General features: G+C 48.8%; 9 protein-coding genes. 8 read left to right on the top strand and 1 reads right to left on the bottom strand.

Features of this window, described 5'->3' with window-relative positions:
- Positions 1 to 42: 42 nt before the first annotated feature.
- Positions 43 to 1,614: a choice-of-anchor I domain-containing protein gene (locus tag D328_RS0102320; protein ID WP_154658935.1), complete on the bottom strand. Its 1,572-nt coding sequence runs from the start codon at positions 1,612 to 1,614 to the stop codon at positions 43 to 45.
- Positions 1,615 to 1,975: 361 nt separating this feature from the next.
- Between D328_RS0102320 and D328_RS0102315 the strand changes: the two genes are divergently transcribed.
- From D328_RS0102315 to D328_RS0102280, 8 genes are all read left to right on the top strand, one after another.
- A complete protein-coding gene (locus D328_RS0102315) occupies positions 1,976 to 5,509 on the top strand; it encodes a glycoside hydrolase family 2 TIM barrel-domain containing protein (RefSeq protein WP_018883333.1) in 3,534 nt (1,177 codons plus the stop codon).
- Between the two features lie 36 nt (positions 5,510 to 5,545).
- Positions 5,546 to 6,364, top strand: a complete 819-nt coding sequence (locus tag D328_RS0102310; RefSeq protein WP_018883332.1) for a Nif3-like dinuclear metal center hexameric protein — start codon at positions 5,546 to 5,548, stop codon at positions 6,362 to 6,364.
- A 415-nt stretch (positions 6,365 to 6,779) separates the two neighbouring features.
- Positions 6,780 to 8,594 carry a response regulator transcription factor gene (locus D328_RS0102305; protein WP_018883331.1) on the top strand — a complete coding sequence of 605 codons (1,815 nt, stop codon included), beginning with the start codon at positions 6,780 to 6,782 and terminating at the stop codon, positions 8,592 to 8,594.
- Positions 8,584 to 10,335 carry a sensor histidine kinase gene (locus D328_RS0102300; protein WP_026280973.1) on the top strand — a complete coding sequence of 584 codons (1,752 nt, stop codon included), beginning with the start codon at positions 8,584 to 8,586 and terminating at the stop codon, positions 10,333 to 10,335. Before D328_RS0102305 ends, D328_RS0102300 begins: the two co-directional genes overlap by 11 nt.
- Before the next feature lie 173 nt (positions 10,336 to 10,508).
- The gene (locus tag D328_RS0102295; protein ID WP_018883329.1) at positions 10,509 to 12,176 is read left to right on the top strand and encodes an ABC transporter substrate-binding protein; all 1,668 of its coding nucleotides are present in this window, start codon (positions 10,509 to 10,511) and stop codon (positions 12,174 to 12,176) included.
- A 125-nt stretch (positions 12,177 to 12,301) separates the two neighbouring features.
- Positions 12,302 to 13,276 (top strand): ABC transporter permease, encoded by a 975-nt coding sequence (locus D328_RS0102290; protein WP_018883328.1) that lies wholly within the window; start codon positions 12,302 to 12,304, stop codon positions 13,274 to 13,276.
- A gap of 121 nt (positions 13,277 to 13,397) precedes the next feature.
- Positions 13,398 to 14,333 carry a carbohydrate ABC transporter permease gene (locus tag D328_RS0102285; protein ID WP_018883327.1) on the top strand — a complete coding sequence of 312 codons (936 nt, stop codon included), beginning with the start codon at positions 13,398 to 13,400 and terminating at the stop codon, positions 14,331 to 14,333.
- A 59-nt stretch (positions 14,334 to 14,392) separates the two neighbouring features.
- Positions 14,393 to 15,427: an endo-1,4-beta-xylanase gene (locus D328_RS0102280; RefSeq protein ID WP_018883326.1), complete on the top strand. Its 1,035-nt coding sequence runs from the start codon at positions 14,393 to 14,395 to the stop codon at positions 15,425 to 15,427.
- The last annotated feature ends 35 nt before the right edge of the window (positions 15,428 to 15,462 follow it).

Genomic DNA, 15,462 nt, shown 5'->3' with positions numbered 1-15,462 from the left:
ACTTACTATAGATATGAATTCAACTCTGTTATCCTAGAAGTCCTATTTGGCAAAGAAGCTCAAGGTTCCGGTGCTTTCATCTGCACTAACGAACACGCTTTGCCCTTGTATCTTGTGGATGCCTTCCGGCGATTTACCTGCAGTCGGGATGAGACCCATATAACTCGGCTCGGCTGGATTGCTCAGATTGAAGAACAAAATGGCATCTGCTCGTTCTGAGGCTACTGCAGCTATCGTCACGCCGTCTACGTCAGCAATGGTTACATTCTCAACCTCACTGCCCTTGTTCGGACTGCGATCATCCGGATACAGTCCTACTTTGGCGGTGGCCTCATCAATGAGGTTCTGGCTGTCGTATATACGTTGGCCTTGCAAATTCCAGACTGCAATGTTGCGTCCGCCCGCCTTGACTCCATCCTTAAATTCATTCTTCCCGAGATCGCCTTCGTTCGCGGTCAGTACATACTGGCCATCTGCCGTAAAGGCAATGCCATCCGGTTCATAGCGTGCAGTCAGCGCATCAGTGAAGTCTACGACGCCATCATCCTCTAGATCTGCTGGATGCGAGGTCGTCCCCAATGAAAAGACATGGCTGAGCTGCTTGGTACGTAAATCAACCAGGGCAATTACATTATTCTCCTGGAGAGTCACAGCAGCCGTTGTACTGTCTGGGCTAATCGCTACATACTCCGGCTGGGGATCATGCGGATAAATGGCTCCAGGTACTTCAGCAAGCGAGACAGGAATATCCGTGACCTCACCATGCAGGACATCTCCGTCTGGGAAACTCACGATCATAATGCTGCCAGGTCTCTTAGTATTTGCGTAGTCGATCTCATCTGCTTCCTTATTAAGCTCTTCATCCTCGATCGCAATTACAGCTTGCTGTCCATCTGGTGAGAGTGCGATGGAGTCGGGGCCGATCCCGAGCTCATAGGTCTTGACTGTAGTATACGTAGAGAGATCTACGATAGCGAGCAAGCCCTTGTTGGCGTTAAGATCCGTGTCTCCAGTACGAAGCACAGCAAGTCCATACTGTCCGTCCTTGGAGACGGTGACACTGGTTACCTCTGCAGCGGGAGACAACTCATGGAAGCTGATGGTCTTCAAGACACGAACCTGCTTCAGATCTGCAATATCCAGCACGCTGATGCTTCCTAGATCCGCTTCGGTTACGAGCAGGCGGTTGCCATCGGGTGTGGAGGTAGCAATCTCCGCTTTATTCCCTGGCATCTGGAAGGAAGCTGCCAGCTCGAATCCAGTTTTGTTCTGCGCTTTCAACACAGCGTCTTGCAAGAGAGAGAACGTATTGCCGGAAATATAGGTCTTGCCATTAGCCAAGTAAGTGCTGCTGTCAAGGCTCACAGAGCTGCCGTTAATCGTGGCTTTGCCTGATCCCACTTGAAGGCTGGCATTCAGCCCATCAGCTCGGATATCCACCTGCTTGGTGCGAGGATTCCATTGTACTTTCCCTTGCATATTCTGGATAACAGTACGTAGCTGCACAGCCTCTGCGGCATCTGCTGCATGCGTGGATAGAGGACTACTTGTTACTCCACCAGCTAGGATTGCCGCCGTGGAGAGCACGGCGAGCCAGGTTTTTTTCTTGTTCAACGTAACAGATTCCCCTTTCATGATCAGGTCCTTATTCTAGCTCATGGCCATATATCTGCTTTAGTATAGAAAGATTTCGTAATTGCAAAGTAAACGTAAGTCGAGATTTGTGTAAATCAATACATGAAAATTATTCCAAGTAGACGAATGTGTAATCACAAATGCAGGAGATGATATGATCCGAGCCGGTTTTTACAGACGGTGCATAAAGATAATCCTTTGAGAAATATAGAACTTGTCATATAAATACATCTTTTACCAAATGGCGTGATATAGTAGAAGGATCAAATCTCTTTGCTTGAGAATAGTCATAGTTCTCTATTTTAGTCTGAATACTAAACATAGGATGTGAGTATGCACTGTGAACAGCAAGGTACGCTTCAACGAAGGCTGGACATTCGCCAAGAGCAGTCTGGGTACAACCGATTGGAATGCATTGAATTTCGAACAGGTAGACATTCCCCATGATTGGCTCATTTACAATACCCAAGAGCTCTACGAGGACAGCATTGGCTGGTATCGCAAGGTAATATCATGGAGCCCGGACTGGGATGGGCAAGAGCTCGTTCTGTGCTTCGATGGGGTCTATATGGACTCATATGTATACGTCAACGGCAAGGTTGTAGGGGAGTGGAAATATGGTTATTCGGCATTTGAGCATGTGATCTCGGATGCACTCGTACAAGGGGATAACGAGCTTGTAGTCAAAGTCGTACATCAGGCGCCTAATAGCCGCTGGTATTCGGGTGCAGGCATCTATCGCAACGTCTGGCTGAAGACTAGAGGGCCAAGCCACATCGTAACGGATGGCATCTATGTGTCTACCAAGCAGGAGGACCTGTTCTGGCAATTGAACATAGAGACAGAGCTCAGGCTGAGTCATGCCGTTCAACTGACGCATACGCTCTGGCAGGCCGGACAGGTGGTTGCAGCTATACAAAATCCTATCGGGCAAGGCGAGCTGATAGATACACAGACCAGTCCAGTCATTACCAGCCAGCTAACCATGCAGGTACAATGCCCATTACTGTGGAGCCCAGATACACCGCATTTGTATCAGCTTATCACTACAATTCACAGGTTGCCTTCTCAGGCGATTAACGGGCAGTTACATGCTGGTCAGGCCGAGGTTATGACGCAGGGAGCGACCTCTGAGCTAGAGCTGCTGGAGACGATTAGCCAGTCTATCGGCTTTCGTGATATCGTGCTTGATCCTGAGCAGGGACTCTTGCTCAATGGGAAGCGGATGAAGCTGAATGGTGTATGCGAGCATCATGATCTGGGTGCGCTGGGGGCAGCCTTTAATAAGGCAGCGGTGCTAAGAAGACTGCGGTTGCTGAAGGAGATGGGGGCGAATGCTATCCGGACCGCACATAACATGCCCGCCAAGGAGCTTATGGAGTTGACGGATGAGCTGGGCCTGCTCGTTGTGTCGGAGGCCTTCGATATGTGGGAGCGTTCGAAGACACCTTATGACTACGCCAGATTCTTCGGGGAATGGGCAGAACGGGATGTCAGGAGCTGGATTCGGCGAGACCGTAACCATCCTAGTCTGATGCTGTGGAGTATCGGCAATGAAATCTATGATACGCATGCGGATGAGCGAGGACAGGCGATTACACTCAGACTGATGGAGTATGTGCAGCAGCACGATCCACGGCAAAATGCAAGCGTAACCATTGGGTCGAACTATATGCCCTGGGAGAATGCCCGCAAATGTGCTGACCTTGTCAAAGTGGCTGGCTATAACTATGGCGATAAATATTATGTTGCCCATCATCTGCAATATCCCGACTGGATCATCTATGGCAGTGAGACGGCTTCCGTCGTATCCAGTAGAGGGGTGTATCATTTCCCGTATGAGCAATCCATTCTTACGGAAGACGACAGACAGTGCTCTTCGCTGGGCAACAGCCCTACAAGTTGGGGAGCTAGGTCAGCCGAGGCTTGCATTGTGGCTGAGCGGGATACTCCCTTCTCGCTGGGCCAATTCATATGGACAGGCTTCGATTACATTGGCGAACCTACCCCATATCATACGAAGAGCTCCTATTTCGGACAGCTGGATACAGCTACTTTCAAGAAGGATGCCTACTTTATTTATCAAGCTGCATGGACGGATTATCGGACGAACCCCATGGTTCATCTGCTTCCTTACTGGGATTTCAATCCCGGTCAGATGATCGATGTACGTGTTTGCTCCAATGCACCTAAGGTCGAGCTGCGTCTGAACGGAAGAAGCTTGGGTATCCACTACGTTGACCATACTCAGGGATATGAGCTGCTCGGCTGGTGGAAGGTTCCATATGAACCGGGAGAACTGGTGGCTATTGCATATGACGACAACGGGCATGTACTTGCTACAGACACAAGAGCCTCCTTCGGAGATCCTGAACGTATTGTCCTGCATGCTGATTCTAAGTCGATGTTGGCTAACGGTACCGATTTGATCTTTGTTGAGATTGCCATGGAAGATAGGAACGGACGTATTGTAGAAAATGCCAACAATCGCATCCACGTAGAGGTAACAGGGGCAGGTAGGCTGCTGGGACTGGACAATGGGGATAGTACAGACTATGACCCTTATAAAGGAAGGAGCAGACGGTTGTTCAGCGGCAAGGTAATGGCGATCATAGGATCAACTCTACAAGCTGGGTCAATTCAGCTTCGTGTATCATCACCAGGCTTGCCTACTGTGTCTATACTGCTGAACACCGTAGCAGCTGTCGATTCAGGCGAGCTAGATAGAATCGACGCGCAACAGCGAAATGAAGATCTGCCAATCGTGACGGGCTGCAAGGATGAAATTCCTGTTCGTAAAATCGAGTTGATCAGCGAGGGAGGGCAGCAGCTTGATCCAATGACTCGTGCAGTGATCGTCCGCGCCGAGCTCCATCCCCCACATGCCACCTATCCTGAATTGGAATGGTCTGTCGTCAATGAAGCCGGAATTGTGTCTAACATGGCTCGCATCGTCCCGGCGGGGAATAGTGCGACTGTTATCGCAATCGGAGATGGGGATTTCCGCGTACGTTGTACTAGTCGTAATGGGACAGAGCATATCAGGCTTATGTCACAGCTGGAATTCACGGGGACAGGATTGGGACCCGCTTTCAAGAATCCCTATGAATTCATTTCTGCAGGACTGTACGATTATAGCCAAGGCGACCTCAGCAATGGCAACGAGAAGGGGGTTGCGACTAGCCGCGACGGAGAGACACAGGTTGGCTTCCATGAGCTGGATTTCGGTTCGCTCGGAGCAGATACGATCACGATCCCCATCTTTGCTCTGTCAAGTGATCCTTATGCATTGCAAATATGGGAGGGTATGCCTGGTGAAGCGGGCAGCACGATGCTGGCCGATGTCATCTATCAAAAGGAATCACGCTGGAACGTGTATCAGGAGGAGACATATGTGCTGTCCCAGCCGCTGCGGGGAATTACGTCGGTCTGCTTCGTATTGCAGGAGAAGGTCCATATCAAGGGCTTCTCCTTCGAGCCAATCAATCGGGCTTTTGCACGCCATACGGCAGCCGCTAGTGATCACATCTATGGCGATACCTTTACAGTCACAGGTGATTTTGTTGAGGGCATAGGCAATAATGTTTCCTTGGAATATTTGCATATGGATTTTCAGGAGGAGGGAGCAGACCAGCTTATTCTCTATGGCCGATCTTCAATTGATAAGAATACATTACATCTGCGGTTTCATGATGGGAATCAGGAGCATCGTCAATTGGTGGAGTTCCATCAATCGGATGATTACACAGAACGGATGTTTCATCTGGAGCCGATTCGGGGCATGCAGAAGGTCACCTTTCTCTTTTTGCCTGGTAGTCAGTTTGACTTCGGCTGGTTCCAATTCCGCCGCTCCGCAGGGAGAGATTCGGTATAGATTTACACGCAATCGTAAAGGTGAGGGAGGCTGCAAATGAGGCTTACGGTTCAGGATGTCATTCAACGACTAGCAGAGCCGACTGCAGGATGGGAAGGACTGGCACAACAGGATCAGAACGTAGATGGATTGCTGGCTGGTACACCAGATACATTCGTAAGGGGAATAGCGGTTACCTTTTGTGCATCTCATGACGTTATACAACGAGCTTTGGAGCTTGATGCCAATCTGTTGATTACACACGAAGGTATCTATTATAGTCATCGAATCCAAGCTTCGGCTGAACTGATTGGAGATCCCGTATACAAAGCCAAGCAGGAGTTGATACATTCGTCGGGGATTGTTATTTATCGTCATCACGATGCTCCACATCGATATAGCCCTGATATCATAACGCATAGCTTGGTGACGGCTCTCGATTGGGAAGCCTATGTCATCTCGGCGATGTCGACCTCAACGATCGTGCTGTTACCTGAAGCATTACCAGTAGCAGTGATAGCGAATCTGATCAAGAAAAAGCTGCACTTACCATATCTTCGGTATATTGGCGATCATGAGTCCCTCTGCCGACGTATCGGCATTACTGTGGGATACAGAGGTAGTGGGGCACATGCGATTCCACTTTTTCAGGATGAGGGGGTGGAGCTGCTCATGATCGGTGAAGGTCCCGAATGGGAGACACCGGAGTATGTTGGGGACAGTATTGCTCAGGGCATGGGGAAGGTCCTGTTCCTACTAGGGCACGCCGTCAGTGAGGAGCCAGGAATGGCAGCGATTGCTAGAGGGCTGCAAGATGACTTTCCGGATGTCTCGGTCCATTATATACCGTCAGGTTATAGCATTGAGGTGGTATAGCCAAGTGAAGCTGCGTTGTATAAGTGCAACCAGGGATATCGTGCTACAAGTGATCTGTATGAAGCTGTACGAGCGTAACTGGGCCAGCAGATGAGATTGTATTCAAAGGCTAACGGCTAAAAGCTAAAAGCTGTCCTGGAGTCAAAAAGTCCTGGACGGTTTTTAGCTGTTGTTGTGGTTGCTGTAATTCATTTCATAGATTCAATAGGCTCCATTGAAAGAATAGTTGAAGATTGCTCCGGCATATACATACCAATGTTACACGTACCCATGCTACTCATACTCATACTCAATATACTTAATGACTTGCATCTGAGATATGTTGACTTTTATGTAGATAGAATAAAGAATTAGAAATGAAAGCGTTTGCCTATCGAGGTGAACGACTATAAGGATGAGGGAAGAGGGGTATACCGTGCATTTGAACCGTGTGATCTTGGTGGATGATGAGGTATTCACGCGCAAAGGACTACTGAAGCTGGTGGATTGGACGGCCTGCGGGTTTGAAATCGTGGAAGAGGCGGACAATGGAGAGGATGCACTGGAAATCATTGAGCGTCTACAGCCAGATGTGGTCATCACGGATATTCGTATGCCAGTGCTGGATGGTCTGGAGCTAATCAAGCGGGTCAAGTCGCAAGGAACGGCCAATCCCTATTTTATGATCGTAAGCGGATATGATGAATTCAATTATGCCAAGCAAGCTGTACGTTTTGGTGTGCATGATTTCATATTGAAGCCGATCGATGAAGCCGAACTGAGCGATGCTCTTATTCGTCTGAGCAAGCGGCTGGCAGAAGAACGCGAGGTCCGCCATCGAACGAATCAGCTTCTGTCAGGAAGTCTGATGGAGTCCCTCATTATGGGAGAGGTGGATAGTGTACTGCTGCGGGAATGGGAATCCAGACTGCAGCTACAGCCCAGTGAGCGGCTGTATTATCTTTTTGTGGAGCTGAATGATCATGACTTCATTCGTCCCAGCGTGGGGGACAAATCGGATGGAGAGGCGCTCAAGACGCAGGTCGAGCTGGCACTACGAGAGGTCATAGGGAGCGACCATCCGTTATATTTGCATGAGCATCGTAATCGGATCGGAGTTATCGTACCTGAGCGGATGATTATGTCGATGGATGGACATCTGCAGGCTTTTGCAGTTCAGGTGCAGCATCTTCTGAGTGGAGAGCAAAGAAGAGTACTGTTGTACTTCAGTAAGCCCGTCCAAGGATTGGATAAAATGCAGCAAGCCTATGCTTCTGTGAAGGAAGCCTTGCAGTACAAGTATGTCTATGATGAGTGTGGTATTGTCATCTTCGAGGACACTGTCAAGTTGGAGCTGCACTATATTGGTCTGGAGGAGAGTCTGTATACGAAGCTGCTAGAGCAGATCGAGGAGCTACAATTTGAGGAGCTGGAGCAGACAATTCATGAACTGTTTCACTCATTCCAGAGCAAGCTGTACGCGCCTGAAGCGGTGAAGACCGCCATTAACCAATGTGTGCTTGGTGTCGTGCGAGTGCTGAATCGGATGGGTGGACAGCAGGACCAGCTAGCCAGTCTTGAAGCGATGATGATCTGGCATGACCATAATCTGTCCTTGAGAGAGCTGAAGAGGCTATTTACGGCATTTGCTGTAGAGAGCGCACACTATATTGCTCAGCTTCGCCGTGAGCAGCAGAAGGGCGGTATTGGACAGATCAGAGCCTATATCGAGACCCATTTTCATCATAATATTAGTCTCAAGAGCATTGCAGCGAAGTTCTATATGAATCCAGTCTATCTCGGGCAGCTGTTCAAAAAAACATATGGCATCTATTTCAATGACTTTTTACTGCAGCTACGTGTGAGTGAAGCCAAACGCCTGTTGCGTCAGACGGATCTTCGTATTTATGAGATTGCGGGGCACGTGGGTTTTGCCAATCCGGATTATTTTGTGACCCAATTCGAAAAGATGGAGCGTTCTACACCGACCGAGTATCGTACTCGCTTGCTGAATGAGACTGGATTAGCCCAGGCCAGGATGAGGGATCATGCTGATGAGACTAATGAGATCAATGAAATCAATGAGACCAATGAAACTAATGAAACTAATGAGACCAATGAGACCAATGAGACCAATGAGTCTATTAATGCTAATAACGTTGCTAACGATAATCAGGCCGGTAACGCTAATGGCACCATAGATAGCAACATGGCAAGCACCTTGCGGAAGGGACAGCATGATGAAGCTTAGTCTGAATCACGTTCGCCTTCGCGATAAAATGCTCCTGATGTATTTTCTGGCTGTTTTCCTGCCCATCCTGATTACCAACCTGGTATTCTATCAGGTCACCTCCACCAGTGTTAGAGAGCAACGAATGCAGGATGTGCGTGTGGCACTGGAGCAAATGAAAAATGAGTTCAGTCGCGAGCTACAAGCTGCTACGGAGGTTTCATCTGTGTTCTACACCGATATTCAACTGAACGAGATTGTGGATACCGTCTATGAAGATCCCGCTAACTATGTCGCAGCTTACGATTCATATCTGCGTCGTATCCTTAACTCGGGCAGTGCGGTATACAACTCAGTTGAGAAGATTACGGTGTATGTTGATAACCCCACATTGCTTCCTTCGGGAGGGATCAACTTGATTGACTACGATGTACAGCAGGAAAGCTGGTACCAACAAGTATCACAGAACCCCTCCTCCCAGCCGGTGGTCTTGCGAACAGGCCAATTCGGGCAATTGGACAGCTTCAGTGTTGTGCGCAGAATGGACTACTTTACTTCTCAGGATCATCATGATAAATACCTCAAGATCGACATGCAGACCAATGCCATCCGGCAGATTCTGAGCAATCTCAATATTCCTGGCAAAATCTATTTGCTAGGCAGCAGTGGCAAGGTCGAATATACAACGGACCCGAATGTAGATGTACTGAAGTCAAGTGTTCCTTATAGTCATATCACGCATGACGAGAAATACATCACCTTCCAGACGCAGCCCTTCAGCACGAATAATCTGAATACCTGGACCCTGGTAGCTCATATTCCCGAAAATGTAGTTCTACGTGATGTCCAGCAGTCGCTCAGATTCATTGTGGTGCTTACGTGTCTGAATTTCTTGCTGCCGACAATGGTCATCCTCTGGATTAGTCAATCGCTTAATGTACGGCTAGTACGAATTCTCAAGCATATGAAGCAGGTCAAGCATCAGAATTACGCTACGATTGAAGGAGCGGAGGCGCGAGATGAGATCGGGCAGTTGACCGATGAGTTCAACCGGATGACAAGGCGGATCGAGAGCTTGATTAACGACGTATATGTGGCTGATATTCAGAAAAAGGATCTGGAGCTACAGCGGAGGCATGCCCAGTTGAATGCTCTGCAGAGCCAGATCCATCCGCATTTTCTGTTCAATACGCTGGAGACGATCCGGATGAGAAGCCTGATGAAGGATGAGGATGAGACCGCACGAATCATTCATCATCTCGCGAAGCTGCTGCGCAATTCGTTAGTGTGGAAGAAGGATATGGTCACGCTCAAGGAGGAGCTTGGCTTTGTACACTGCTTCCTTGAAATTCAATGCTACCGGTTCGGTGAGAAGATTAAATATTCGGTCGATTCCCCTGTAGAAGAAGGAGAGTGGCTAATCCCCAAGATGTCCATCGTTACATTCGTAGAGAATGCTGTCATCCACGGTATTGAGCCGCTGAAGCTTGGCGGCAGCCTTCGTGTACTTGTGAAGCGTGAGCAGGATCATCTGATCTGCATCATTCAGGATGATGGAGCCGGGATGCCACGGGAGCAGGTAGAGCGAATCCATAGCTATGTGGATTCAGAAACGCAGATGGGGGAGCGGATCGGAATTCAGAATGTCATCTATCGTCTAAAGTTGTATTACGGCATAGAATTTCAATTCCAGATGGATAGCTCGCTTGGGGAGGGAACACGCATCCAGCTTTCGATTCCTCTGAAGCTTCTGGAAGCTTAATTTGGTCTGAAAGGTTCAGATCGGGCCTTGGGCAGGTGGATAGCCACGTCATAGGTACAGCTTCTATAGTTTTCTAAGTATCCTCTAAAGATTGGCGGGTAAACATGTGTCATTGGCTCCCATATAATGAAAGTGCTTTCAAATACCAGAAGCGAAAGGGGTCGGCCCAGAGCATGTACAAGAAACTTTGGCTTGGCTGTTTGACAATGGTGATGATGGTATCCTTACTCGCTGCCTGTAGCGGAAAAGGAACCCAATCGGCAGAAGGGGATGGCGGACCGGATGACAAGGTCACCTTTACTTATTTCAACTCCGTAGCTGGTAAAGACAAAAATACTAACGAAACGACGATAGGCAAAATGCTGGAGGAGCAGACCGGCGTCAACTTTAAAATGGAGCATCTTGTAGGTGATGAAAATACGAAGATAGGTACCTTTATTGCCAGTAACGATTATCCTGACGTGATCGTACCTGGGGATTCCATTGACAAGCTGGTCAGCTCAGGCTCCTTCATTGCTCTTAACGATCTGATTGACCAGTATGGTCCGAATATCAAGCGGGTCTATGAGCCGTACTATAATCTCATGAAGGCCGAGGATGGGAACATCTATTTCCTGCCTATGAGCCCGGTCGTAGGTGAATTTATCTCCGATCCGAATGTGGAGCAGGGAGCATTCTGGATTCAGCGCCGTGTGCTGAAGGAGGCTGGCTACCCGAAGGTCAAGACGCTGGATGAGTATCTGAACCTGATTCGCGATTATGTCAAAAAGCATCCAGGCGAGGGCTTGACTGGCTACCTGGCACTGACCACACAGGATAAATTCTTTGCCTTTACGAATCCGCCAATGCACCTGGCTGGCTACCCTAACGAGGGCGATGTCCTTATTGATATGCAGACGCATCAGGCGAACGATTACTCGGATGATGACATTACGAAGCGGTATTTGCAGGAACTGAACCAACTGAATATGGAAGGGCTGTTCGACAAGTCCTCCTTCGTAGACAACTATGACCAATATCTGGCGAAGCTGGCTTCTGGTAAGGTGCTTGGCTTCTTCGATTACAGATGGCAGGCCGGGCAAGCGCTGAACAATCTGCGTGAAGCCTCCAGAGCCTCTGGCAATGATGATCTGGAATATATGGCTTTGCCTATCGTATTTGACGAGAACACTAAGGATCAGTATCTGGATCCACCTTCCTTTATCAACAACCGTGGGGTTGGCATTTCGGTCAGCGCCAAGAATCCAGAGCGGATCATTAAGTTCTTCGATAATCTGCTGACGGATGAGAATCAGATTCTATCGCAGTGGGGCATCAAGGACGAGACCTATTCTGTTGATGAGAGCGGTCGCTTCTACCGCACGCCAGAACAGATTGTCCAGACCAATGCCGAGGCATTCCGTGAGACCTTCGGCTTCAAATATTTCGAGTACAGCTGGCCACGGTACGGAAGCGGCTCTACGCTCCCCGATGGCAACTCGGTGGGTGCCGGGCGTCAACCCGAGGTAGCGCAGATGTCCTATACCGAGGGCGACAAGAAGATATTGGATGCCTATGGTATCGAATCCTTCTCCCAATTGTTTGCCGCACCTGATGAGCGTCCTTGGTTCCCGGCCTGGAGCATTCCTATGGTACAGGGCTCCCCGGCACAGATTTTCACCCAGAAGAAGAGCGATTTGCAGCGGAAATACTTCCCACGCCTGGTACTGGCCAATCCAGCGGATTTCGAAGGCATCTGGAATGAGTACATTGCCGAATTCGACAAGCTGGGTGTCAAGGATTACGAGGAGTTCATTACTGCAGAGATAGCAAAAAAGATCGACAGAGTGCAGGGCAAATAAACGAGTGCTCACAGGCCCACCGGGATCTCCCGTACAGAGGGGCTTCCCGGTATATCGTGAAGATATGTCTTCAAAAGGCATGAGAGGGGCTACACCGGATTTTGGGAGAGAGAGGAGTAGAAGCTGTGAATAAGGCGAATTCATTGGAGCCTGTACAGCATCAGACCTTAACGGAAGTAAAAGCTAGCCGAAAGGGATTTTTTCAGAAGCTGCTACAGCAGAGAACGCTCGTCTTCATGTCAATTCCTTTTTTGATATGGCTGTTCATCTTTAAATATCTTCCCTTATGGGGCTGGACAATTGCATTTCAGGATTTCAAGCCAGCGAAGAAAATTTTTGACCAGGAATGGGTTGGCTTACAGCATTTTGTGTTTTTGTTTCAGGATGAGCATTTCTTCCGGGTGATGCGCAATACGCTTGCCATGAGTTTCATTAATCTGATTCTGGGCTTCTCGACGGCAATCATTCTTGCTGTTCTGCTGAACGAGCTGCGCAACATTATGTTCAAGCGCTTCGTACAGACTGTCAGCTATCTGCCGCACTTTATCTCTTGGGTCGTCGCGGCAAGCATTATCTCAACTGCGCTATCCGCTGACGGCGGAATTGTTAATGAGCTACTCTTGTGGTCTGGCCTGATCCAGGAGCCTATTCTGTGGCTCGGCAAAGGTGAATATTTCTGGGGGATTCTAGGAGCCTCGGAGGTATGGAAGAATGTCGGCTGGAATACGATCATCTATCTCGCAGCCATGACGATGATTGATCCGGCACAATATGAGGCAGCAGAGATGGACGGAGCCGGGCGCTTTCAACGAATATGGCACATCACACTTCCGGGACTTAAGCCCGTGTTTATCATCCTGCTTATCATGAATATCGGTAATTTGCTGGAATCAGGCTTTGAGCCGCAATATTTGCTCGGAAATGGCATGAACGTAGATTATTCGGAGAACCTCGATATTTTCGTACTGAAATACGGGATTCAGATGGGGAATTTCTCGCTCTCAATTGCTGCAGGGATGTTCAAGACGATCGTCAGCTTCATCCTGCTATTCAGTGCGAATCATATCGCGAAGCGGCTTGGTGGTGAGAGGCTATTCTAACATACAAATCGTCTCGGTTTGAGACGGTGCTCTTCATGAGGGCAGATAGGGGAGCAAGCTTGGAGTGGCAGGTAAGATAGTGTAACAGTGAAATTGGCACAATAACGACGGGAGGACCGCTATGGCGAAGACATCCGCTGCACCGCGTATGCATGCCCGGTTCAAATCACCATCGGATCGGATATTCGATACGTGTAACATCGTGTTCATGACATTTTTGATCGTTGTAACGTTGTATCCTTTTATTAATACACTTGCGGTATCGCTTAATGATGCGAATGACTCGGTCAAAGGCGGTATTTATCTGTGGCCAAGAGAGTTTACTTGGGAGAACTACAAGTATGTCTTCAAGGAAGCGACTATCTTTCACGCTACACTCATCTCGGTGCTGCGGACGATTATTGGCACACTCACCTCCGTATTCTGCTGTGCTATGGTCGCTTATACGATCAGTCGCCCGGAGTATGTTCTGCGCAAATTTGTATCCATCGCTTTTATTTTGACCATGTATTTCAATGGAGGCCTCATTCCGAATTTTCTGCTCATTCGTGAGCTCGGTATGCTGGGGACGTTCGCCGTCTATATCATTCCAGGACTGATCGGGGTATTTAATGTCATCGTAATTCGTTCCTTCATCGAGGGCTTGCCTGAGGGCATTTTGGAGTCCGCACGTATCGACGGAGCTGGCGAGTTCAGTACGTTCATCCGAATTGTCCTGCCGCTATGTGTCCCGGTACTAGCTACAGTATCGTTGTTCACGGCTGTGTTCCAATGGAATTCCTGGTTCGATGTCTTTTTGTATAATTCCTCATACGGTGAGCTTAGCACATTGCAATACGAGCTGATGAAGATTCTGCAAAATTCCAACTCCTCGCTTAATTCTGGGAATGACTATGCCAGTCAGTTCGCCAGATCTGAGAGTGGAGTCAATCAGGTCACACCGACCTCGGTTCGGGCCACAATGACCATTGTAGCAAGCGTGCCAATCATTCTCGTATATCCGTTTCTTCAGAAATATTTTGTGAAGGGCATGACGTTGGGCGGCGTCAAGGGATAGCATGCATGCTGTCATAAGCTTATCCGCTCGAAATATACAGGCTACAGGAGGCGATCTAGATGTCGCAGTACAAGGGCCAAGTGCCTAAGCTGAAGGAGCTGTTTCAGGAGCAATTCAGACACGACTTTCTGATTGGAGCGGCAGTGAGCACACGAACCATTCATACGCAGCGTGATCTGCTAGCGACGCATTTCAACAGTATCACCGCCGAGAACGAAATGAAGTTCATAAGTGTACATCCGACAGAGGACGAATATACCTTCGAGGACGCAGATCGTATCGTCTCCTTCGCACGCGAGCATGGCATGAAGATGCGAGGCCATACACTCGTGTGGCATAATCAGACCTCTGATTGGATGTTCGAGAGCCATAGCGGATCTAGGGTGGATCAGGAGACCTTGCTGCAGCGCATGAAATCTCACATTAGAACCGTTATGAGCAGGTACAAAAATGATATTTACGCCTGGGATGTGGTCAATGAGGTGATTGCGGATGAAGGAGACGAGCTGCTTCGTCCCTCGCATTGGCTGGAGATTGCAGGGCCAGACTTCATTGCAAAAGCGTTCGAGTACGCGCATGAGACTGATCCAGACGCGCTGTTGTTCTATAACGACTATAATGAATCCGATCCGCAGAAGAGCCGGAAGATTCATAAGCTTCTTCAATCATTGCTGGAGCAGGGTGTACCCATTCATGGAGTAGGGCTACAGGCGCACTGGAATCTCTATGAGCCAGGTCTAGAGGAAATCCGCGCAGCCATCGAAAGATATGCTTCGCTTGGTCTGCAATTGCAGATCACCGAGCTGGATATGTCCATGTATCGCTTCGACGATCATCGTAAGGATCTTACACAACCGAGCGAAGAAATGCTGGAGTTGCAGGCTCGCCGCTATGCGGACGTCTTCGAGCTGCTGAAGGAGTATCGCCAGCATGTGTCGTCTGTAACCTTCTGGGGGGCAGCAGACGATTATACATGGCTGGATGATTTTCCAGTACGGGGGCGAAAAAACTGGCCGTTCCTGTTCGATGAGTCCCATCTCCCCAAGCCGGCGTTTCATCAGCTCGCAAGGTATAACCACCCCACAGGCAGATAAATAGAGCGGGTTCGTTCTGATGTTTGTGTGGATCA

The sequence above is a fragment of the Paenibacillus massiliensis 2301065 = DSM 16942 genome (genome assembly GCF_000377505.1).
Classification (GTDB): domain Bacteria; phylum Bacillota; class Bacilli; order Paenibacillales; family Paenibacillaceae; genus Paenibacillus; species Paenibacillus massiliensis.
Note: the sequence above shows the minus strand (reverse complement) of the source record. Positions and strands in the feature narration are given on the sequence as shown.

Excerpts from the sequence above, each read along its gene's own strand:
- D328_RS0102310 (WP_018883332.1), top strand. The coding sequence starts at position 5,546 with ATGAGGCTTACGGTTCAGGATGTCATTCAACGACTAGCAGAGCCGACT.
- D328_RS0102300 (WP_026280973.1), top strand. The coding sequence starts at position 8,584 with ATGAAGCTTAGTCTGAATCACGTTCGCCTTCGCGATAAAATGCTCCTG.
- D328_RS0102295 (WP_018883329.1), top strand. The coding sequence starts at position 10,509 with ATGTACAAGAAACTTTGGCTTGGCTGTTTGACAATGGTGATGATGGTA.
- D328_RS0102285 (WP_018883327.1), top strand. The coding sequence starts at position 13,398 with ATGGCGAAGACATCCGCTGCACCGCGTATGCATGCCCGGTTCAAATCA.
- D328_RS0102280 (WP_018883326.1), top strand. The coding sequence starts at position 14,393 with ATGTCGCAGTACAAGGGCCAAGTGCCTAAGCTGAAGGAGCTGTTTCAG.